The sequence below is a fragment of the Actinomadura kijaniata genome (assembly GCF_014138665.1).
GTDB classification, from domain to species: Bacteria; Actinomycetota; Actinomycetes; order Streptosporangiales; family Streptosporangiaceae; genus Spirillospora; species Spirillospora kijaniata.
Genome location: NZ_JACJIA010000004.1, coordinates 348,422 through 368,896, shown reverse-complemented (window position 1 = coordinate 368,896; position 20,475 = coordinate 348,422). Strand labels below are relative to the sequence as shown.

Sequence of the window (20,475 nt, the reverse complement as noted above, 5' to 3'; positions counted from 1 at the left end):
ATGCATGTTCGGTTCCTATGGGGATCGGATACGGCCCCGGACCCGGGACCCACACCGGAGTAAAACGCCTGTTTCCTGCGGTTTCGCGACCCCTAACGCGCCCTTAACGCCCCCGCGCCCCCGCTTAACGCCGCCCTGACGGCGGGACGGAGAAGGCGCCGGTCGCGGTGCGATCGGCGCCTTCGTCGCGGCGGGGTCCTACGCGGGGACGGTGTCGTACCTGGCTCGCAGGTCGTTGAGGTGGTCGGGGGTGAGGGGCCGGCCCTTCTCCAGGGCTCGGTGGATGTCGCGGAAGTAGTTCTCGTAGCCGGCCGGGGTGAGGATGAACAGGCATCGTGCCCAGTCGTCGGAGGCGTTGCGGAAGCCGTGGGCGACGCCGCGCGGGACGGACACGGTCCCGCCCGCCCCGACCGCGACGGACCCGTCCCCCAGGTCGAAGGTGACCTCGCCGTCGAGGATCTGGAAGTGCTCCTCGTGCCCGTGGTGGATGTGCGGGGCCGCGCCGAGCGCCCCCGGCGGGAACCGGTACTCCACGACGGCGAGCGACCCGCCGGTGTGCTCCCCCGAGAGCCGGACGAGGTACTCCCCCGCGGGCGCGCGCAGGCGTTCGGCGTCCTCGGGGGTGACGAGCGCGGTCATGGGTCCCTCCTGCGGCCGGTCGGAGCGCTAAACGATCTTCGCACGGTCCGGCCGCGGCCCGGTCCCGGGAACGCGGGTCAGCCCACGTCGCGGGTGAGGAGGTCGTCGAAGGTCTCGCGGCGGACCAGCGGGCGGACGCCGCCGTCGCGGACCGCCAGCACCGGCGGGCGCGGCACCAGGTTGTAGTTGGAGGCCATCGAGTGGTGGTAGGCCCCGGTGCAGGGCACGGCCAGCAGGTCGCCGGGCCGGACGTCGGCGGGCAGCCGGGCGTCCCCGACCAGGACGTCCCCGGCCTCGCAGTGGCGGCCGACGACGGCGGCGGCGCGGTCCCCGCCGAGGCAGCGCCGCCCGACGAGCCGCGCCTCGTACCGCGCGCCGTAGAGGCCGGGGCGGGGGTTGTCGCTCATGCCGCCGTCGACGGCCACCAGCAGCCGCCCGTCCGGGGCGTGCTTGACGCTCACCACCCGGTAGACGGTCACCCCCGCACGGGCGACGATCGCCCGGCCCGGCTCGACCGTCAGCAGGGGCGCGGGAAGGCGGTGCCCGGCGCACGCCTCGCGGACCGCGCCGCGCAGCCGGTCGCCGAGCGTCGCGGGATCGAGGCCGGGCTCCCCGTCCCGGTAGCCGACGCCGAAGCCGCCGCCGAGGTCCAACCGGGGCGGCACGACGCCGTGCTCGTCGCGGATCCGCGCCAGGAACGCGACCATGCGGCGCGCGGCGCGTTCGAAGGCGTCCACGTCCGTGATCTGCGACCCGAGGTGGCAGTGCAGGCCGACGAGGTCCAGCCGCCGCTGGGCCAGGATCCGCCGCACGGCCTCGGCCGCCGCGCCCGACGCCAGCGACAGGCCGAACTTCTGCCCGTCGGTCCCGGTGGTCACCGCCGCGTGCGTGCGCCCGTCGACGCCGGGGGTGACGCGCACCAGCAGCCGGGGCCGCGCCGTGTCCGGCGCCAGCGCCGCGAGCCGGGCGATCTCGTGGAACGAGTCCACGACGATCCGGTCCACGCCGTGGTCCAGCGCGGCCCTCAGGTCCTCGGGCGTCTTGGCGTTGCCGTGCATGAGCATCCGTTCGCCCGGGAACCGGGCGGCCCGCGCGACGGCGAGCTCCCCGGCCGAGCACACGTCCAGCGACAGCCCCTCCTCGGCGATCCACCGGGCCATGGCCCGGCACAGGAACGCCTTGCCCGCGTACGCCACCTCCCCGTCGGGGAACGCCCGCCGGAACGCCCGGCACCGCCGCCGCACGTCCTCCTCGTCGAGGACGTGGGCGGGCGTCCCGAACCGCTGGGCGACCGCGGTCAGCCGCACTCCGCCGACCGACACGTCCCCGTCGGGACGCTCCCGTGCCGTGGCGGGCCACACTCCGCTTCCGGTCATCAGCACGTCGTGCTCCTCCTCAGCCCGCCAGCGCGAACGCGCGGCCCGCCATCAGTACGGGATCGATCTGTATCCGCGCGACCCCCACGGGCCGCAGCAGCGCGCGCAGCGCCGGTTCGGACAGCCGGACGCACCGGATCCCCGCCCCGAACGCCGCGCGCGCCCGTTCCTCGTCGCTGAAGGCGATCCCGACGCGCTCCCCCGAGGCGTCGATCCGCCCGGTCCGCACGCTCAGGGTCCCGCCCGGGCACTCCCGCACCGGAACGATTAAAACCGCGCCCACCAGCACGTTCCTTTCGTGGTGTCCTGCCGAACGGACCCCACGCTAGGCACGGACCGGCGTCCCGCCCGGCGTCCCTACGCGATGTTGACGCCGACCCGGCCCCTTCTCACGCCTTCCTGACGCGGGTCACGCGGCCTCGGCGACATGGCCGGTGTCCAGGAGCAGGTGGGAGCCGGTGAAGCGTTCGCGGATGCGGCGGTCGTGGGTGACGACCACCAGCGCTCCGGCGTAGTCCGTCAGCGCCTCCTCCAGTTCCTCCACCAGGGCGGGCGACAGGTGGTTGGTGGGCTCGTCCAGCAGGAGCAGGTCGACCGGTTCGGTGACCAGGCGCGCCAGCTCGACGCGGCGTCGCTGCCCGTAGGACAGGTCGCCCACGCGCCGCTCCAGGTCGTCGGGGCTGAACAGGCCCAGCGACAGCAGCGCCGCGGCGTGGTCGGCCGGGTCGCCGGGACGGCCGTGCGCGAACGCCCGCAGCACGGTCGTCCCCGGCGGCCACGGGATCTCCTCCTGGCGCAGGTGGCCGACGCGGGCGGGGCGGCGGACCGTTCCGGCGTCCGGCCGCAGCTCGCCCGCCAGCACCTTCACCAGGGTGGTCTTGCCCGCCCCGTTCGGGCCGGTGACCAGCAGCCGCTCGCCCCGGCGGACGCGCAGCGCATCCAGGTGGAGGCGGTCCGCCACGCGCACGTCCGCGAGCTCGGCGACGATCTCCTCCTCCGCCGTTCCCGCCGTGGTGATGCTCGCGTTGAACGTGAGCGGTTCGGGCGGCGGGGCGACGGGGTTCCCGGTCAGGTGCTCCAGCCTCCCCTTGGCGTTGCGGATGCGGCTCATCGCGCCGTGGCCGCGGCCGCGCGCCCGGAACGGCCCGGCCGCGAACACCGCGAGCGGCAGCTTGCGCGGGATCGACTCCAGGCGGGTCGCGTTGGCGGCGACGAGCCGCCGGTTGCGGTCGATCTCCTGCCGCCACTCCTCGTACTCGCGCAGGCGGCGGCGCCGCTCGGCCTCCCTGGCGGCCAGGTAACCGGCGTAGCCGTCCCCGTACCGGACGACGTTCCGCTCCGCGACCTCCAGGATGGTGCTGGTCAGGCGCTCCAGGAACACCCGGTCGTGGGTGACCGCGACGACCGTTCCGCGGTGGGCGCGCAGATGCGACTCCAGCCACTCCACCGCCTGGTCGTCGAGGTCGTTGGTGGGCTCGTCCAGCAGCAGCAGCTCCGGCCGGGACGCCAGGACGGCCGCGAGCGCCAGGCGTGAGCGCTCCCCGCCCGACAGGGTGGCGAGCCGACGTCCCCGCTCCAGGCCCGGCAGCCCGAGCCCGTGCAGGGCGACCTCCACCCGGGCGTCGGCCTCGTAGCCGCCGCGCGTCTCGTAGCGTTCGACGAGAAGGCCGTACTCCTCCAGCAGCTCCTCCGAGGCGTGCGCGGTCAGCTCCGCCTCGACGGCCCGCATCCGCGCCTCGGTCTCGCGCAGGTCCTTCAACGCGAGGTCGACGGCGTCCTGGACGGTGGCGTCGCCGGGCAGCTCCAGCGCCTGCGCGAGGTGCCCGACCCCGCCCGGGGCGACCGTGACGACCTCGCCGTTGTCGGGCCGTTCGGCCCCGGCCATCAGCCTGAGCAGGGTGGACTTGCCGACCCCGTTGTCGCCGATGATCCCGACCTTCTCCCCGGGCCGGACGGTGAGCGCGACGCGGTCGAGGACGACGCGGTCGGCGTAGCGCTTGGTGACGTCGTGCAGTGCGAGTTGAGCGGTGCGCATGAGGGCACCACCTCCTGTGATTCGAACGAGCCGGAAGGGAGGCGTCAGCGCACGCGGGCACCGCACGACGAACGTCGGGAAGAGGGGTGCTTCACGGGCGCGTGAGAGGACCTGGCGACGGCGGAGCGATGCTCAACGCCGTCCCGTCCTCGTTCGAATCACAGGGAACCCATGCGCCCAAGGTAGGGAAGGTCCGCCCGTTGATCAACGTGACCCCGGTCACATCGATCAACGGATGGGGGCGCCGGTCAGCCGAGGCACCAGCGGGTGGTCTTCTTGTACTTGGTGTTGTTCCCCTTCCCCCGGCGCGGCGCGATCTTCACGGTCGTGCGCCAGGACTTGTCGTGGCCCCACAGGTAGTACCCGGTCATGTTCCGGACCGACCGGGCGTTCTTGACGATGGCCGGGAACTCGTCCCCGCCCGGGTCGCACCCGTTGACCCTCCGGGTCACGTAGACCTTGGTCCGCTTGCCTTTGAAGTTGGGCTTCGACCAGGTGCAGAAGTGGTTCTTCGGGCACGAGGCGTAGCCTTCCGCGGACACGCCGCCCGTCCGCGTGACGGTGCCCGCCTCGGCGGCGGTCCCCGCCGACACGAGGCCGGCTCCGGCCAGCGCCGTCAGCGCCAGCGCGCGTATCCCCCTGCTGTGTGGTGCCATTCGTGGTCGTCCTCTTGTAGGGCGATGGGTGGTTTCTCGGTGGTTCCGTTCGGCCGGGCGACGGCCGGGCGATCTCGCCGCTGAAGATCGCCAACGGGAACGTCCCATCCTCGGCCACCCCGTGCGGCCCCCACCAGGACCCCTGGTCCCAAACCGCCGCCGCCCCGGTAGCCCCCGGGTACTCATCCGCCCGGGGCCCCGGGCCGGACGGCGCTCCGTCAGGTGGTGCATCCGCCGTCCACGGCCAGGACGGTGCGGGTGACGTAGCGGCCGCCGGCCCGGATGCGCTCGGCCACCTCACGCGTCCAGCCGGCCCCTGGGCGTAGGTCAGCGCGACCGCCGCACCGAAGCTGATCACCGGGCCGGTCCGCTCCCGCGGCGTCCTGGACGAGGTGATCGCCACGGCGTCGCCGGTGTTACCCGGGTGGCCGGGAGCGGACCCGGTGTATCTGGGCGGTCGCCCTCGGCTCCTGTCAGGGAGTGTCGGTGCTTCTGCGGGAGGCGGGATGTCTGGTTCCGAACGGGCGGTCGTGCGGATCTCCGCGCGCGGGTCGCGGCAGGCCGCCGGTGGCGCGGCCGAGGCCTCGCCGGAGGAGTTGCGGAGGGTCGTCGAGACGGCGGTGCGGCTCCTCACCGAGGTCCTCGCGGGCGTCCGGGAGCCCCGGCACCTCGCCTGGTGGGCCATGCCGGGCATGTGCGAGAAGGTCGCCGCGCACCGGCTCCCGGCGGCCGGGGCGCGGGTGCCGCCGCCGCGCGTGCTGCGGACCTGGGTGCAGCGGCCCGTCCCCGACGTCGCGGAGGCGGGGGCCGTGGTGACGCTGGACGGCCGCGTCCAGGCCCTCGCGCTGCGGCTGGAGCGCCGGAACGGCCGCTGGCGGTGCGCGGCGGTGGAGACGACCCTGCCCCGCCCGCCCGCGCGCGCCCTGCGCCGGGCCGGGTGATCGGCGTCCGCCAGAATGGTCACATGGAACCGGTACCGGAGGACTGGCAGCGGGCGCTGGCGATCGTGGCGCACCCCGACGATCTGGAGTACGGCGGGTCCACCGCCGTCGCGCGGTGGACCGCGCAGGGCAAGGAGGTCGCGGAGGTCCTCGCCACGCGCGGCGAGGCCGGGATCGACTCGATGGACCCCGCCGAGGTGGCGCGGATCCGCAGCGCCGAGCAGGTGGAGGCCGCCCGGTGCGTGGGCGTCGACACCGTGGAGTTCCTCGACCTGCCCGACGGGACGCTGGAGTACGGGCTGCCGCTGCGCCGCAGGCTGACCGAGGTCATCCGGCGGCACCGGCCCGAGGTGGTGATCTCGGTGAACTTCCGCGAGACCTTCCCCGGCGGGTTCTTCAACATGGCCGACCACCGCGTGCTCGGCCTCGCCGTGGTCGACGCGATCCGCGACGCCGCCAACCGCTGGGTGTTCCGCGACCTCGGCCTGGAGCCGTGGCAGGGCGTGCGGTTCGCCCTCATGGGCGGGTCGCCGCAGCCCACGCACTACGTGGACGTCACCGGGCACCTGGAGGCCGGGATCGCCTCGCTGCGCGCCCACAAGATCTACTTCGACAACCTCGGGCAGGACTTCGACCCCGAGGCGATGCTGACCGGCTTCGCCGCGCCGGTCGGCCGTGAGGTGGGCGTCGAGTACGCGATGCCGTTCGAGCTCATCGCCACCTAGTACCGCGCGCTAGTGCCGCGCGCAGGGCCTCCGCCCCTTGTTGGCCCTGTTCCGTTTGCGGGAACGGCGCTTGCGGGTTCGTTTCGACATGGCTCGATTGACCCTCGGCGGGGGCCGTCCCGCAAGAGGCGCGCGAGGCCCCGGCACGGCCGGGTGCGGACACCCCGCCGTGCCGGGCCCCGCGCGAGCCCCCGGGTCAGCGGACCTCGGTGATCTCCGGGCCGCGCTCGAAGGGGTTGAACGTCTCGGCGTTCTCCTCCTCGTCCTCCGGGGTCGCCTCGGAGAACTCGGCCGGGATCTTCAGCTCCAGCAGCTCGCGCGGCGGCATCGGGGCGTCGCCCCGGACCACCACGGTGCCGCGCAGCACGTCCTCCAGGACCTGCCACTGCTCCTCGTCCTCGATCGCGGCGCCCTGCACCACGGCCTGCAGGAACCAGCGCGGGCCGTCCACGCCGAGGAAGCGGATGATCTGCGGCGCCCAGCCCTGCTCGACGAACTCGGCCGGGATCTGCTCCCTGATCTCGTCCGGCATCTCCGCCAGGACCTCTTCGGTCAGCGGGGCCGGCACCATGGCCAGCAGTTCGGGACCGAACGGGCCCTCGCCCTCCTGGGTCTGGCCGCCGGCCTCCTCGGTGATGTCCTTGGCGGTCTCGGCGCGCACGTCCTCCCAGATGCCGGTGCGCTTGGGCGCGGCGAACACCTGGAGCTGCATGGCGCTCTCGCCGTACTGGACCAGCACCGCGACGGGGCGGGCGTCCAGCGGGTTGCCCTCCTCGTCGACCTCGGTGGCCTCGAAGTTCACCTGGAAGCCCAGGCCCGGCGCGACCGGGACCAGCATGGAGCCGAAGTCCAGGCGCTGCATCTCGGGGTAGGACTCCTCGGAGTCCCAGGGGCCGTCCGCGGAGGCGGCCTCGGCCGGAGCCTCGTCGTCCACGGCCGTCTCCACCTGCTCGTCGGCCGACACGGGTCCCTCAGCGGGCTCCTCGGCCTGCCGGCGACGTCCAAAAGCCACGACTCACGCTCCTTCTCGACTGTGCTCGTTACCCCGGAACCCGCCGGTGGAGCCGAACCCGTCGGCACCCCGTGCCGATCCGGGAAGCTCGGTGACCTCGTGGAAGACCGCGTGCTCCACCCGCTGCACGACCAGTTGCGCGACGCGGTCGCCGCGGCGGAGCCGGACGGTGTCGCGGAGGTCGGTGTTCAGCAGGGTCACCTTGATCTCACCCCGATAGCCGGCATCGACCGTACCGGGTGCGTTGACAATGGTCACCCCCAACTTAGCGCCCAAACCGGACCTGGGGTGAACGAAGGCGGCATAGCCGTCGGGAAGCGCGATGGCCACGCCGGTGGGGACCACCGCGCGTTCACCGGGCGGCAGTTCCACGTCCACGGCGGTGCGCAGATCGGCTCCGGCGTCGCCGGGGTGGGCGTAGGAGGGGACCGGCAGGCCCTCGTCGAGCCGTTTGATCAGCACGTCCACCTTGCTCACGGGTTCACCTCACGCTCGGGGCTCATTCCGCCGACTCCGTCGCCGTGCTCGGTGAAGTGCGAGACGGGCACCTCGATGAACAGGGCCGCGCCACGGACGGCCACCGGGCCGTCGGGCGCGTCCATCCGGGCCTCCGCCTCCAGGTAGGCCTTGCGGCCCACGACGCCCGTGCAGCGGGTCCGGATGTGCAGCGTGGTGCCCACCGGCACCGGCAGCAGGTAGTCGGTCTCCAGGCGGCCGGTGACGTAGGGCTTACGGAGCAGCCACACGACCATACCGAGCGCCTCGTCGATGGCCGTGGCCAAAACGCCGCCGTGCGCCAGACCCGGCGCGCCCTGATGGACGTCACCGACGGTGAACCCGGCCGTCACGCCCAGCCCGTCGTGGCTGACCGCCTCCAGGTGCAGCCCGGTCGGGTGGTCGGGGCCGCAGCCGAAACACCTGGCGTAGTGCGGGCCGAGCCTCTCGCCGACCGGGGCGTCGGGGTGGGGCCGCGGCACGGGGGTGCCGGGCGGGGGAACGGTGAGGTCAGAGCGGTTCACGGCCTGACTTTACCGGCTCTTTCCGTGACCACTTCCGGCAGGTTTCCCCCAGGGGGCACGTACGGAGCGTAACGTCGTCTTCATCCCAACCGCCCCGTCCGTGCACATCCCGGGCGGCCGCGTTCGGAGGGCAGCGCAGTGCGGCGACAGGTGACACATCGCTCCTTGGACGGCACCCGGGTGCGGCTGACCGGCACCCACGATCTTCGACGGCCGTGGACGTCGGTGGCGCGGGTCGCGGTGGGGCCGCGGCTGCACGAGATCTCCAGCGGCGCGCGGGAGGACGCCCGCGCCTGGGCCGAGGACATCGGCGTGGAACGGTTCACGCAGGAGTTCCGGGTGCAGGGCGGGCGGCTGCGGGTCGGCGAGACCGCCACCCGCGACCCCGACACCGGCCTGCGCGAGCCGCTGCTGGCGGCGGTCTGGGAGGGGCGGCGGCACGCGGTGTTCACGCACCTGTACCACGGGCGGCCCGCCGACGCGGTGGCGCTGTTCCAGACGGTGCGGGTCACCGAGCACGACGACGGGATCGTGGCCGCGCCGCACGGCCGGGCCGTCTCGCCCGACCCGGCCGAGCTGGTCAAGGAGGTCCCCGGCCTGGGGCTGCTGGAGATCAGGGCGCTGACCGCCCGGACCAGACGGGTGCTCCCGCCGTGGCGGGGCGCGTCGGTGGCGGGCGGCGAGCTGTTCCGGGACACGGTGGAGGGCCAGGGGCCCTACTTCCTGCTGGCGCTGCGGTCGCTGCTGGTCACGGTGCTGCCGGAGGAGGACCGCCTCCGCGAGGCCCCGTCCCGCCTGGCCGAGCTGACCATCGAGGCGGTGCGGTGACGGGGCTGCTGGCGGGGGTCGGGGCGGTCGCGGTGCCGCTGACCCTGCTGGTCGCGGTGGCCGGGCAGGCGGCGCGGCCGGGGGCGCTGGCCGCGGCGCTGCTGACGCACCGGGTCGTCCCGGCGCCGTTGATCGCGCCGGTGGCCGCGCTGGCGGTGCTGGCGGAGGCCGCCGCGGGCGGCGGCGCGCTGGCCGGGCTGGTCACGGGGAACGCCGCGCTGCTGCGTTCCGGGCTGGCCCTGGCCGCCGTCCTGCTGGCCGGGTACGCCCTGTACGGCGCCCAGGTGGCGCGGACGCGGGGCCGGGTGCCGTGCGGCTGCGCCGGGTCCTCGACGCCGATGACGGGCTGGGTGGCCGGGCGCGCCGCCGCGCTGGCGGCGCTGGCCGCCGCCGGGGCCCTGTGGGGTCCGGCGGCGGGGACGACCGGGGCCGGGCGGGCGGTGACCGTCCTGGCGGGGGTGGCGTTCGCCGCGCTGCTGTGGGCGCTGCCGCAGGCGTTGACCGTGCCGTTCGACGGGGAGAGGAGCGTGGCCCGATGAGCTTCCAGACCAGCGCGCTGGTGCTGTCGTGGGTGGCGATCGTGTTGCTGTCGCTGGTGGTGGCCGGGTTGGTCCGGCAGGTGCAGGTTCTCTCGCAGGGGGCGCGGCCCGGTCCCGGCGAACGCGACGGCGCGCCGCGGCTGGGGCCGCCGCCCGGCGCCCGCGCCCCCGCGTTCGACCGGGTCGGGCCGGGGCTGCTGCTGTTCCTGGACGTCGAGTGCGGGGTCTGCCACGAGGTGCTGCGGGCCGCCGAGGAGCTGGGCCGCCCGTTCGGGGCGGTCTTCGCCGGTCCCGCGCCCGACGCGGCCCTCGCGCCCGGGGCCAGGGTGCTGACGCACGAGGAGGGCGGGCTGTTCGTGTCCTACCGGGTGCCCGCCACGCCGTTCGCGGTGCTGGTGGACGCGGCCGGGCGGGTCCGCCGCGCCGAGCCGGTCGGCTCCCCCGAGGCACTGCGCACGTTCACCGAACCGGAGGTGGTCCGATGATCCAGTTGGAGGACGTCCCCCCGCTGCACGGTCCGCGCCCGCACGGCGCCGAACGCGTCCGGCGGCGCGCGCCCCGCGAGCGGCGCCCGGCGCGCGCCCGGGTGGGCCGCCGGGGCGTGCTGGCGGGGCTGGCGGCGGCCGGGGCGGCGGTGGGGCTGAACGCCCTCGGCGTCTTCCCGCCCGCGCGGCAGGCCCTCGCCGCCGGGTACCGGGCCCCGGGCGGCTACCAGATCTACCCGCGCTGCCCCTCCTACGCCGCCAACCACAACTGCTCGCCCGGCTGCGGCCCCAGCGTGGTGTGCTCCGACTGCTGCCGGACCAGCGGCACGTACAAGGGCTACCACAAGTCCGGCAAGTCCCATCCCGGCAAGTACAAGCTGCGGCCCAACCAGTGCTACGGCGGCGGCTGGGACGGCTGGCTGTGGGCGTACTCGCGCCGCTGCGGGTCCTGCGCGCGGGGCGTGACGTGGCGGTGCCACGACGGGTGGAAGAAGTCCTCGCGCGGGAGCTGGTACAAGACCATCTGCCGTAAGGCGACGTCGTGCAGGAAGTGACGCCGTGCGAGAGATCGTCCCCGTCGGCGGGCTGCGCCGGGCCCTGACCGGGCCGCTGCTGCCGGTCCCGGTGCTGGCGCTGCTGGCCGTCGCGGCGGCGGCGCTGGACGCGACGGTGCTGTGCTGGGCGGCGGTCGGCGCGCTGGCGGGGTTCTCGCTGTCGGGCAGCGTTTGAACGCGTAACAGCGAGTCGGTGCTGTTCTCGCCAGGTTGGCGGGCCAACGTACGGCAGGGCGAGGTCCTGGCCGTCTTCACCCTCGGGCTGCTGCTCGGGGGCGCGCTGAGCGGGGCGGTGGTCTGGGTGCTGTCCGGGCTGGCCGCGCCGCTCCCCGATACCGCGCGCGCGGTGTCGATCCTGCTGGTCGCGGCGGTGGGGGTGGCGCGCGAGCTGGGGTGGGTCACGGTGCCGCTGCCGCAGAACGCGCGGCAGATCCCGCAGGAGGTGCTCCGGTTCCGGCTGCGGCGCGGGGCCCTGCAGTTCGGGTTCGAGATGGGCACCGGGGTGCGCACGTACGTGTCGGCGAGCGCGCCCTACGTGCTGGCGCTGGGGCTGCTGCTGAGCCACCAGGGGCTCGGGGCGTGCCTGGCGGTGGGCGCGGCGTTCGGCGCGGGCCGGGCGCTCAGCTCGGCGCTGACGTTCTGGGCGCGCGACCCGGACCGGGACGCCGCGATCGGCGCCCGCATGCCGTGGATCAGGAACGCGACGGCGCTGACCGCCCTGACCGCCCTGGCCCTGCTGCTGACGCTCTGAGGCCCGGCGGGAACCCGGGGGACCGGCCGTGCGTCGGGTAGGGCGAGGAGGGGACGTCCATGCTGCTGATCATCGCCGCGGTGCTGCGGCTGGCCGGCGTGGGCGCGTTCCCGGCCGACCTCGGCGGGATGGGCCTGTGGGCCGCGCTGGCCACGGCCGGTGTCGCGGCGCTGCTGGTGCTGGCCGCCACGTTGCCCGCCCTGCGGCGGGAGCCGCGTTCGGCGCTGGCGCGGCTGCGGACGACGCTGCGGGAGCGCACGCTGCGCACGGCGTTCCTGCCGCAGCGCGACCCGGACGCGGCGGGGCGGCCCCGGCCGAGAGCGCCCGGAGCGGGGATCGCGGCCGCCTGAGCGGCGGCCGGAAGGCCGGCTGATCCCCCTTTCCCTCTCCGGAAGGCTTTCGATGTTCTTGCTGGATGCCCCCGTGTCCGCCGCCCACGACCTGGTCGCCGGGCTGGCCGGCGCGCTGTCCCCGGTCGCCGGGGACCTGGCGACCGCCGCCGCGATCGTCCTGTTCACCATGGGCGTGCGGCTGCTGCTGCTCCCGTTGTCCGTCGCGCAGGCAAGAGGCGAGCGCTCCCGGCGGCGGCTGCTGCCCAAGGTGCGGGAACTCCAGAGGAAGCACGCCAAGGACCCGCGGCTCCTCCGGCGCGAGACCCTGGAGCTGTACCGCGCCGAGGGAACGCCGCTGGCCGGGTGCCTGCCCGCGCTGGCGCAGCTGCCGTTCTTCACGGTCATGTACCGGCTGTTCCTGTCGGCGACGGTCGCCGGGCACCAGAACCTCCTGCTCGCCCACACGCTGCTGGCCGCGCCGCTCGGCCAGAACTGGATCGGCGTGCTCGGCGGCGGGATCCTGTCCCCGGCGCCGCTGGTGTTCCTGGGGCTGTTCGCGCTGCTGCTGGCCGTGGCGTGGGTGACGTCGCGGCGGGTCCCGGCGGACGCGCCGATGGCGGGCGTGCTGCGGCTGATGCCGTTCGGGACGGTGGCGGTGGCGGCGTTCGTCCCGCTGGCCGCCGGGCTGTACCTGCTGGTGTCCACCGCTTGGACGGCCGTCGAGCGCGCCGTGCTGCACCGCCGGATCGTCGCGCCCGCCGCCTGATCCCCGCCCGATCCCCCGCCCGATCCCTTGACGCCGCCGCGCCGCCTGGCTTCGATGGAACCGAACCCGATTCGGCTCCAAGGGCGGTGCGGTGTGACCACGGCGGTACGGCACGACGTCAACCTGTCGGACATCGCGTTCTGGTCCCGGCCGCGCCGCGAGCGCGAGGCGGCGTTCGCGGCGCTGCGGGCCCGGGAGCGCCCGGCGTTCTTCCCGGAGCTGAAGCTGCCGTTCCTCGGCGGCGGGCCCGGCTACTGGGCGCTGGTACGGCACGCCGACGTGGTGGAGGCCAGCCGCACCCCCGAGGTGTTCTCCAGCGAGCCGTGCTCCAACAGCATCGCCGACCTGCCGCCGTACCTGGCCCGCTACTTCGGCTCGATGATCAACATGGACGACCCGCGGCACGCCCGGATCCGCCGCGTGGTGTCGCGGGCGTTCACCCCGCGCATGCTGGCGAAGATGGAGACCGACCTCCAGGCGACCGCGACCCGCATCGTGGACGACGTGCTGCGCGAGGGGCCCGGCGACTTCGTCACCCGGGTCGCGGCGCGGCTGCCGTTGCAGGTGATCTGCGACATGGCGGGCGTCCCGGACCGCGACCGGCCGATGGTGTTCGACCGCTCCAACGTCATCCTGGGCCTCGGCGACCCCGAGTACACCGGCGGCCTCCGCCTCGCCGAGACCGGCGTCACCCGCACCGGCGTCGCCTACGGCCTCACCCGGGGCCTCACGGCGGGCTACGAGCTGAACCACCTGGCGATGAAGCTGGCCCGCAAGCGCCGCCGCGAACCCGGCGACGACCTGGTCTCGGCGCTGGTCACGGCCAACCTCGACGGGGAGTCGCTGACCGACCAGGAGATCGGGTCGTTCTTCATCCTGCTGGTGGTGGCGGGCAACGAGACCACGCGCAACGCGATGTCCCACGGCCTGAAACTGCTGACCGACCACCCCGACCAGCGCGAACTGCTGCTCGGCGACTTCGACCGGTACATCCCCGGCGCGGTCGAGGAGATCGTCCGCATGGCGACCCCGGTCATCCAGTTCCGCCGCACCCTCACCCGCGACCACGAGATGAACGGCCACCTCTACCGCGAGGGCGACAAGGTCCTGCTGTTCTACAACTCGGCCAACCGCGACGAGGAGGTCTTCGCGAACGCCGGCGCGTTCGACATCACCCGCTCCCCCAACCCGCACGTGGGCTTCGGCGGCCCCGGCCCCCACTTCTGCCTCGGCGCGAACCTGGCCCGCCGCGAGATCACCGTGATGTTCCGCGAGCTGTTCACGCGCCTGCCGGAGATCCGCTCCGCGGGCCGCCCCGACCACCTGTTCTCCAACTTCATCAACGGGATCAAGCACCTGCCGTTCACCTACTGACCACCGGTCAGGGGGCGGCCAGCCAGGTCAGGGCGGCGACGGTCAGGGCCTGCACGCCCGTGGTGAGGGTGGGCTCCAGGACCGGCGCGAAGCGCGGCGAGTGGTTGAACGGCGGCAGCCGCCCCTCGGCCGCCGCCTCGGCGAACGCCCCCGGGCCGGCCCCGCCCCAGAACCAGAACACCGTCGGCACCCCGAGCGCCTCGCCGTACCGGCCGACGTCCTCGCTGGCCGCGAGCGACGGGAGCCGCACCACCCGGTCGGCTCCGAACCGCCCGCGGAACGCCTCGGCCGTCACGGCGGTGGCCCGCGGGTCGCTGACCAGCACGGGGGCGCCGGTCTTCCAGGCGAACGCGGGCTCCCGGTCGGCTCCGCTGGCGGCGGCCTCGGCGCGCACGACGCGTTCCACGGCGGCGCGGACCCGGTCCCGGACCGCCGGGTCGAAGCTGCGGACGCCGATCCCCAGCTCGGCGGTGTCGGGGATGACGTTGTCCTTGTGCCCCGCGTGCAGCCGCCCGACGGTGAGCACGACCTTCTCGTGGTGCGGCACCTCGCGCGCGACGATGCCCTGGAGCCGCATCACCACGGCGGCGGCCATCACGACGGGGTCGACGGTGTCCTCGGGCCGTGCCCCGTGGCCGCCGCGGCCGAACAGCGTCACCTGGACGGAGTCGCCGGCGGCCATGACGGGGCCCTCGCCGTACCCGACCGTTCCGGCGGGCAGCGGGGCGACGTGCTGCCCGAGCACCACCTCCGGCCGGGGGAAGCGCTCGAACAGCCCGTCGTCGATCATGTCCTGGGCGCCGCGCACCAGCTCCTCGGCGGGCTGGAACACCGCGAGCACCGTGCCGGACCACGCCGCGCGGCCCCGCGCCAGCGTCTCCAGCGCCCCGAGCAGGCAGGCGACGTGCATGTCGTGCCCGCAGGCGTGCATGACCGGCACCTCGGCCCCGGACTCGTCCACGCCCCGCGCGGTGCTCGCGTACGGCAGCCCGGTCTCCTCGGCGACCGGGAGGGCGTCCATGTCGGCCCGGAGCATGACCACGGGGCCGTCGCCGTTGCGCAGCACGGCGACGACCCCGGTGCCGCCGATCCCGGTGGCGACCTCGCAGCCCAGCGGTCCGAGCGCGGCGGCGACCCGGTCGGCGGTGCGGTGCTCGCGGAGGGAGAGCTCGGGGTGCCGGTGCAGGTCCCGGTAGACCTCCCCGAGCCGTTCGGCGAGCTCGGGCGTCCAGTGCCGCAACACGTCCTGCACAGATCTCCCCCGCGTTCGAAGGCGGTGCCCGCGGTTTTCCCGGCGCTACGAGCAGTGCCCTGGCGGGGAGCCGGGGAAACTACCGGTCCGCCGGGGGGTCGGTGACGACGCGCCGGCCCTGCATCCCCTGGACGACGCTGACCAGGAAGTGCGGGACGTCCCTGGTCGCCTCGGGGGTCAGCAGGGTCGAGGGGATCGTGCGGGTGGAGCACCCGGCGGGGTCGGGCAGGGTGCCGTCGAGGCGCCGGGTCAGCCAGCTCAGCACCGCCGGGCCGCCGGTCACCGCCAGCGAGCCGTGGCTGCTGACCTGCTCGCGGGTGTAGGTGATCTTCGTGCCGCGCGCGCAGTAGCCCCGGACGGCGCGGTCGGCCCCGTCGACCGGGATCAGCTCGTCGTGGACGGCGTGGTAGACGAACATCGGCGCGGTCGGGGCCGTCCTCCCGAGGTTGTGCCGCTCCAGCGCCTCCCGCACCTCGGGGCGGTCCAGCAGCGTCCGCAGCGGGACCGTCAGGTACCGGTCGGCGTCGAAGAACAGGTGCCGCAGCACGTTCGGCCCCACGCACCGGGTGGTGCTCCTGGCCAGCAGCGCCTTGCCCTCGGGGGTGAGGTACCGGTCGGCGATGCGCGCCAGGTCGGGGTTGGAGCGCAGCACGCCCGGCAGCACGGAGGCGATGAGCCCGCCGCCGTACCCGCCGTTGATCTTCAGCAGGGCCTGGCCGAAGTCGGTCACGAAGCCGCCGACCGCGACGCCCCGGACGTTCAGTTCGGGCGCGTAGCCGGGCTGCGTCTCGGCGGCCCAGCCGGAGGCCAGGGAGCCGCCGGAGTAGCCCCAGATCCCGACCGGGGTCCGGCTGCCGGGCAGGTCCAGCGGGGCGAAGCGCTGGGCGGCGCGCACGCCGTCCAGGATCGCGTAGCCGGGCTGCTTCGGCGCGCCGAACTGGCTGTCGGGGCCCTGGTAGTCGGGCACCGAGACGGCGAAGCCGTTGGCGACGACGGAGTCGGCGAGCAGGATCTCCAGGTTGCCGGTCACGCCGTCCAGCGGGTTGCCCAGGCGGATGGCGTGCGAGGGGGCGCAGTGCGGCGCGGACGAGTCCTGGGCGATCTGGTAGGACACCAGGCCCTTGGGCGCGCCGCCGGACGGGCGCAGGACGGTCGTCACCGTCGCCATCGGCCGTCCGTGCTGGTCGGCCGTGCGGTACAGCAGCTGCCACGCCTCGACCGGCTGGGGCAGCAGGGAGAGCGCGGCGGTCTGCACGCGGCGGGAGCGCAGGACCGTGCCGGGCGCGGTGCCCTCGTACCCGGCGGGCGGTGTGTAGAAGGCGTCGGGGACGGCGGCGCTCGGTTGGATGGGGCCGTGCGGCTGGGCGTGGGCGGGGGCGGGGGCGGCGGTGAGGGTGGCGAGCAGAGCGGTGATGCCGACGGCGGCGGTGGTCCGCAGGCGCATGGGAGCTCCAGAAGAAGAGTGGTAAGAGAGCGAACCACATTGTTCGCTGCTATTAGCGTCACTGTCAATAAGTGACCTGCCACGGCACGCCGGTTAGCGTGGGGGCGGGCGGCCCGAACCCTGGAGGCTTTCATGCCCCTGACCGATACGCGTGTGGCCGTCGTGGGCGGAAGCGTCGCCGGATGCGCGGTGGCCGTCGCGTTGCGGAACGCCGGATGCGAACCCACCGTCTTCGAACGCAGCCGGGGCGAGCTCCTGGACCGGGGCGCCGGGATCACGATGCCCGTCCCGGTGCGGGACGCCCTGGTCGCCGCCGGATACCTCGACGCGGACCTGCCGACGATCCCCATCACCGCGATCGACTGGCTCGTCCGGGCTCCGGACGGCGACGGCGGCCGGCGCGTCGGGGAGCAGCCCTTCCCCGCGCTCGCCACGAACTGGGCCGTCCTGTGGCGCGCCCTGCGCGCCCGGGTGCCCGAGGGGGCGTACCGGGCCGGGCGCGCGGTGGCGGCGGTCGCGCCCGACGGCCCGGCGGTCACCCTGGACGACGGGTCGGTCGAACGGTTCGACGCCGTGGTCGGCGCGGACGGCTACCGCTCCCTGGTCCGCGCGCTGCTGGGATCGCCGGCCGAGCCCTCCTACGCCGGGTACGTGCTGTGGCGCGGGGACCTCCCCCAGGACGCGTCCCGCTGGCCGATCAGCGACCGGGCCGTCGCCGTGGGCTTCCCGCGCGGGCACGCGGTCTTCTACCGGATGCCGGGCCCGGCGGGCGCGGGCGAGCGCCTCAACTGGGGCCTGTACGCCCCGCCGCCGCCCGGCCTGACCGCCGAGCACGCGATGTCGCTGCCCCGCGGCTCGCTCGGCGACGGGCTCGTGGCGGAGGTGCGGCGGCTCGCCGCCGAGGCGCTGCCGCCCGTGTGGGCCGAGGCGGTGCGCGCGACGCCGCGTTCGCTGCTGCACGTCCAGCCGATCTACGACCAGACCGTGCCCGCCTACGCGGACGGGCGGGTGCTGCTGGCGGGCGACGCCGGGGCGCTGGCCCGGCCGCACACCGGCAGCGGGGCGGTCAAGGCGATGCAGGACGCGCTCGCGCTGGAGCGGGCGTGCCGGGAGGAGGACTCCTGGGAGAGGGCGGCGGCGCGCTACGACGCCGAGCGCAGGACGTTCGGCAACGCCCTGGTCGGGTTCGGGCGCGCCCTCGGCCGCCAGCGCGTCGAGGCCGTCCCCGACCTGGCCCGCATGTCGCCGGAGGGGTTCGCGGCCTGGCTGAACGCCTCGCTCGACGGCCAGCAGAACCCCTACACCCCCCGCTGAGCCCGCGCGACGGCAGCCGGGCGGGGCGGACGGGGTGCGCGCCGTCCGCCCCGCCCGGGGCCCTCGGGGGCCGCTCAGACCAGCAGGCCGAGGCGTTCGGCCAGGCGGGCGCGGTGGTGGCGGGGCGCTCCCAGCAGGAGTTCGTCGCCCTTGGCGCGCTTGTAGTACAGGTGCGCGTCGTGCTCCCAGGTGAAGCCGATGCCGCCGTGCAGCAGCAGATGGTCGCGGGCGACCTGGAAGTAGGCGCGGCCCAGGTAGGACTGGGCGAACGCGGCGGCGACCGGCAGCTCCCCGGGCGCCTCGTCGGCGGCCCAGGCGGCGTGCCGGGCGACCGCCTCGGCCTGCTCCAGCACGCAGTGCATGTCGGCCAGCCTGTGCTTGACGCCCTGGAAGGACCCCACGTACCGCCCGAACTGCACCCGCAGCTTCGCGTACTCCACGATCGCGTCCAGGCAGCGCCGCATCCCGCCGAGCTGCTCGGCGGCCAGCGCGACCGCCGCCAGGTCCAGCGCGCGGGCGACGGCCTCCCCCGCGTCCCCGGGACCGATCCGCCGGGCCGGGACGCCGTCGAAGTCGAGGCGCGCCTGGGGGCGGGTCAGGTCCAGGACGTTCAGGGGCGTGCGGGTCAGCCCGGCCGCGTCCCCCTCGACGGCGAACAGGCCGAGCGGGGAGTCCCCCTCCCCCGTCGCCGCGGCCACGACGACCAGGCCGGCGTCGGCGCCGTTCAGCACGCGCGGCGCGGTCCCGTGCAGCGCCCCGTCGCGCAGGCGGGCGCACGGGTCGCCGGGGACGGGCACCGTGAACGTCGCCACCGTCGCGCCGGAGGCGATGCCGGGCAGCAGGTCCCTGGCCGCCGCGCCGTCGCCGGAGGCGAGCAGGGCACCGGTCGCCAGGACCGTCGCCAGCAGCGGCGAGGGGGTGAGCGCCGCGCCCAGCTCCTCCAGCGCGGCGGCCAGGTCGGCGTGGCCCGCCCCGGAGCCGCCGTACTCCTCGGGGACGATCAGCCCCGCCAGGCCCAGCTCGCCCGACAGCCGCTCCCACAGCCGCGCGTCGTAGGAGGCGTCCGACTCGGCGACCCGCCGCACCTCCGCCATCGGCGCGTGGTCGGCCAGGAACGCGCGCACCGCGGCGGCCAGGTCCCTCTGCTCCTCGGTCGGGATCAGCCTCACCGGTCCGCCTCCTTCGCCTGCGTGCCGACCTTCAGGTCCTTGAACGGAACGGCGCGGTCCACCTGCGGCTCGCGGGGCAGGCCGAGGACGCGGTCGCCGATGATGTTGCGCATGATCTCGTTGGTGCCGCCGCCGAGGGCCATGCCGGGGCCCCACGCCAGCGCCCGCGCGATCCGCCCCTCGTCGTCGTGGGCGACGGTGTCGGGGCCGAGGATCTCGCTGGCGGCGTCGGCGCTGTCCAGGGTGAGGTCGGCCAGCAGCAGCTTCACCACCGAGCCGCGCGCGCCGGGCTGGATCCCGGCCTTGACCTCCTGCGACATCTTCGCGCTCAGCAGGTCGAACGCGCGTTCCCGGAGGTAGAGGTCCACCAGCCGCTCCCGGACGGCGGGGTCGGCCAGCAGGCCGCGCTCGCCCGCCGCCCGCCGCAGCGCGGCGAACGAGGCGGGCCGTTCGGTGCGGGCCGCGCCCATGCCGATCGACACGCGTTCGTGCAGCAGGGTCGTCACGGCCGCCGACCAGCCGCCGTTGGCCTCGCCGACGACGTTCTCGGCGGGGACCCGCACGTCGTCGAAGAAGATCTCGTTGAAGTGGGACTCGCCGGTCATGTCGCGCAGCGGCCGGACCGTCACGCCCGGGTCGTGCATGTCGATCACGAACATCGTGATGCCCTGGTGCTTGGGCACGTCCGGGTCGGTGCGGGCGATCAGCAGCCCGAGGTCGGCCTGCCGGGCGACCGACGTCCACACCTTCTGCCCGTTGACGACCCAGTGGTCGCCGTCGCGGACCGCGCGGGTCTGGAGCGACGCCACGTCCGAGCCCGCGCCCGGCTCGGAGAACATCTGGCACCAGATCTCCTCGCCGCGCAGCAGCGGCGGGAGGTGGCGCCGCTTCTGCTCCTCAGTGCCGATCGACAGCAGCGTCGGCCCGCACATCCCGAGGCCGATGCCGAACACGCCGACCGGGAGCGTGAAGTCGCTCGCGGCCTGCTGGAACGCGCGCTCCTCGGCCGCCGACAGCCCCTGTCCCCCGTACTCGACGGGCCAGGTGATGCCGGAGTACCCGGCGTCGTACAGGTCGGCCATGAAGGCGCGGGCGTCGTCCAGGCCCGGGTCGGGCGGCAGCCCGGCGGTGCGGGCCTCCAGCCACGCGCGCGCCGTCCGCCGGTACTCGTCGATGTCCGGGGGGCTGGTGGAGGTCACGGAGCGGCTCCTGCGGGAGACGGAGATCAGTGAACACTTACGTTAGTGCCCCGCCGTCCGGAACG

The 20,475-nt window shown here is 74.9% G+C and carries 25 protein-coding genes; 12 read left to right on the top strand and 13 right to left on the bottom strand.

The window, feature by feature from the left end:
• Positions 1-198: 198 nt before the first annotated feature.
• From HNR61_RS17765 to HNR61_RS17745, 5 genes are all read right to left on the bottom strand, one after another.
• On the bottom strand, positions 199-639 hold the full coding sequence (locus HNR61_RS17765) for a cupin domain-containing protein (RefSeq protein ID WP_182844260.1): 441 nt from the start codon (positions 637-639) through the stop codon (positions 199-201).
• Positions 640-716: 77 nt separating this feature from the next.
• On the bottom strand, positions 717-2,015 hold the full coding sequence (lysA, locus tag HNR61_RS17760) for a diaminopimelate decarboxylase (RefSeq protein WP_182844259.1): 1,299 nt from the start codon (positions 2,013-2,015) through the stop codon (positions 717-719).
• A gap of 19 nt (positions 2,016-2,034) precedes the next feature.
• Positions 2,035-2,298, bottom strand: coding sequence for an SAV_915 family protein (locus HNR61_RS17755; RefSeq protein WP_182844258.1), 264 nt, complete (start codon positions 2,296-2,298; stop codon positions 2,035-2,037).
• A 126-nt stretch (positions 2,299-2,424) separates the two neighbouring features.
• The gene (locus HNR61_RS17750; protein ID WP_182844257.1) at positions 2,425-4,050 is read right to left on the bottom strand and encodes a TlrC/CarA/OleB/SrmB family ABC-F type ribosomal protection protein; all 1,626 of its coding nucleotides are present in this window, start codon (positions 4,048-4,050) and stop codon (positions 2,425-2,427) included.
• Between the two features lie 248 nt (positions 4,051-4,298).
• Positions 4,299-4,706 carry a peptidase inhibitor family I36 protein gene (locus HNR61_RS17745; protein WP_182844256.1) on the bottom strand — a complete coding sequence of 136 codons (408 nt, stop codon included), beginning with the start codon at positions 4,704-4,706 and terminating at the stop codon, positions 4,299-4,301.
• Between the two features lie 506 nt (positions 4,707-5,212).
• Here HNR61_RS17745 and HNR61_RS17740 point away from each other — a divergent pair.
• Together HNR61_RS17740 and HNR61_RS17735 are read left to right on the top strand one after the other, a co-directional pair.
• A complete protein-coding gene (locus HNR61_RS17740) occupies positions 5,213-5,647 on the top strand; it encodes an Rv3235 family protein (protein WP_182844255.1) in 435 nt (144 codons plus the stop codon).
• Between the two features lie 23 nt (positions 5,648-5,670).
• A complete protein-coding gene (locus tag HNR61_RS17735; RefSeq protein WP_182844254.1) occupies positions 5,671-6,372 on the top strand; it encodes a PIG-L deacetylase family protein in 702 nt (233 codons plus the stop codon).
• A gap of 9 nt (positions 6,373-6,381) precedes the next feature.
• Here the strand turns inward: HNR61_RS17735 and HNR61_RS50760 are convergent, their stop codons facing one another.
• The 4 genes from HNR61_RS50760 to HNR61_RS49945 form a co-directional block, all read right to left on the bottom strand.
• Complete coding sequence (locus HNR61_RS50760) at positions 6,382-6,462, bottom strand: 50S ribosomal protein bL37 (protein ID WP_501162095.1); 81 nt, start codon at positions 6,460-6,462, stop codon at positions 6,382-6,384.
• 106 nt (positions 6,463-6,568) lie between these two features.
• On the bottom strand, positions 6,569-7,384 hold the full coding sequence (locus HNR61_RS17730; protein WP_182844253.1) for a DUF3710 domain-containing protein: 816 nt from the start codon (positions 7,382-7,384) through the stop codon (positions 6,569-6,571).
• Between the two features lie 3 nt (positions 7,385-7,387).
• Positions 7,388-7,861, bottom strand: coding sequence for a dUTP diphosphatase (gene dut / locus HNR61_RS17725; protein WP_182844252.1), 474 nt, complete (start codon positions 7,859-7,861; stop codon positions 7,388-7,390).
• Entirely contained in the window at positions 7,858-8,403 is a 546-nt protein-coding gene (locus HNR61_RS49945; RefSeq protein ID WP_182844251.1) for a PaaI family thioesterase, read from the bottom strand. Before HNR61_RS49945 ends, dut begins: the two co-directional genes overlap by 4 nt.
• Before the next feature lie 165 nt (positions 8,404-8,568).
• On the opposite strand from HNR61_RS49945, the gene HNR61_RS17715 reads away from it, so the two are divergent.
• The 9 genes from HNR61_RS17715 to HNR61_RS17675 are packed head-to-tail and all read left to right on the top strand — an operon-like array spanning position 8,569 to position 14,032.
• A complete protein-coding gene (locus HNR61_RS17715) occupies positions 8,569-9,231 on the top strand; it encodes a hypothetical protein (RefSeq protein ID WP_182844250.1) in 663 nt (220 codons plus the stop codon).
• On the top strand, positions 9,228-9,770 hold the full coding sequence (locus tag HNR61_RS17710) for a MauE/DoxX family redox-associated membrane protein (RefSeq protein ID WP_182844249.1): 543 nt from the start codon (positions 9,228-9,230) through the stop codon (positions 9,768-9,770). The genes HNR61_RS17715 and HNR61_RS17710 overlap by 4 nt, the downstream gene beginning before the upstream one ends.
• The gene (locus HNR61_RS17705; protein ID WP_182844248.1) at positions 9,767-10,255 is read left to right on the top strand and encodes a hypothetical protein; all 489 of its coding nucleotides are present in this window, start codon (positions 9,767-9,769) and stop codon (positions 10,253-10,255) included. The genes HNR61_RS17710 and HNR61_RS17705 overlap by 4 nt, the downstream gene beginning before the upstream one ends.
• Positions 10,252-10,809: a hypothetical protein gene (locus HNR61_RS17700; protein ID WP_182844247.1), complete on the top strand. Its 558-nt coding sequence runs from the start codon at positions 10,252-10,254 to the stop codon at positions 10,807-10,809. Before HNR61_RS17705 ends, HNR61_RS17700 begins: the two co-directional genes overlap by 4 nt.
• Before the next feature lie 4 nt (positions 10,810-10,813).
• Positions 10,814-10,984: a hypothetical protein gene (locus tag HNR61_RS17695; RefSeq protein ID WP_182844246.1), complete on the top strand. Its 171-nt coding sequence runs from the start codon at positions 10,814-10,816 to the stop codon at positions 10,982-10,984.
• An 18-nt stretch (positions 10,985-11,002) separates the two neighbouring features.
• The gene (locus HNR61_RS17690) at positions 11,003-11,560 is read left to right on the top strand and encodes a hypothetical protein (protein ID WP_182844245.1); all 558 of its coding nucleotides are present in this window, start codon (positions 11,003-11,005) and stop codon (positions 11,558-11,560) included.
• A 59-nt stretch (positions 11,561-11,619) separates the two neighbouring features.
• Entirely contained in the window at positions 11,620-11,910 is a 291-nt protein-coding gene (locus HNR61_RS47830) for a DUF6412 domain-containing protein (RefSeq protein WP_182844244.1), read from the top strand.
• Between the two features lie 52 nt (positions 11,911-11,962).
• On the top strand, positions 11,963-12,658 hold the full coding sequence (locus HNR61_RS17680) for a YidC/Oxa1 family membrane protein insertase (RefSeq protein ID WP_182844243.1): 696 nt from the start codon (positions 11,963-11,965) through the stop codon (positions 12,656-12,658).
• A 54-nt stretch (positions 12,659-12,712) separates the two neighbouring features.
• A complete protein-coding gene (locus HNR61_RS17675) occupies positions 12,713-14,032 on the top strand; it encodes a cytochrome P450 (protein WP_182844242.1) in 1,320 nt (439 codons plus the stop codon).
• 7 nt (positions 14,033-14,039) lie between these two features.
• Here HNR61_RS17675 and HNR61_RS17670 read toward each other — a convergent pair whose 3' ends face one another.
• Together HNR61_RS17670 and HNR61_RS17665 are read right to left on the bottom strand one after the other, a co-directional pair.
• Positions 14,040-15,284: an amidohydrolase gene (locus HNR61_RS17670; protein ID WP_182844241.1), complete on the bottom strand. Its 1,245-nt coding sequence runs from the start codon at positions 15,282-15,284 to the stop codon at positions 14,040-14,042.
• A gap of 79 nt (positions 15,285-15,363) precedes the next feature.
• Entirely contained in the window at positions 15,364-16,728 is a 1,365-nt protein-coding gene (locus tag HNR61_RS17665; protein WP_182844240.1) for a lipase family protein, read from the bottom strand.
• 132 nt (positions 16,729-16,860) lie between these two features.
• On the opposite strand from HNR61_RS17665, the gene HNR61_RS17660 reads away from it, so the two are divergent.
• A complete protein-coding gene (locus HNR61_RS17660; RefSeq protein WP_182844239.1) occupies positions 16,861-18,042 on the top strand; it encodes an FAD-dependent monooxygenase in 1,182 nt (393 codons plus the stop codon).
• 74 nt (positions 18,043-18,116) lie between these two features.
• Here the strand turns inward: HNR61_RS17660 and HNR61_RS17655 are convergent, their stop codons facing one another.
• On the bottom strand, positions 18,117-19,211 hold the full coding sequence (locus tag HNR61_RS17655; RefSeq protein ID WP_182844238.1) for an acyl-CoA dehydrogenase family protein: 1,095 nt from the start codon (positions 19,209-19,211) through the stop codon (positions 18,117-18,119).
• Positions 19,208-20,410 carry an acyl-CoA dehydrogenase family protein gene (locus HNR61_RS17650; protein ID WP_182844237.1) on the bottom strand — a complete coding sequence of 401 codons (1,203 nt, stop codon included), beginning with the start codon at positions 20,408-20,410 and terminating at the stop codon, positions 19,208-19,210. The genes HNR61_RS17655 and HNR61_RS17650 overlap by 4 nt, the downstream gene beginning before the upstream one ends.
• Between the last annotated feature and the right edge of the window lie 65 nt (positions 20,411-20,475).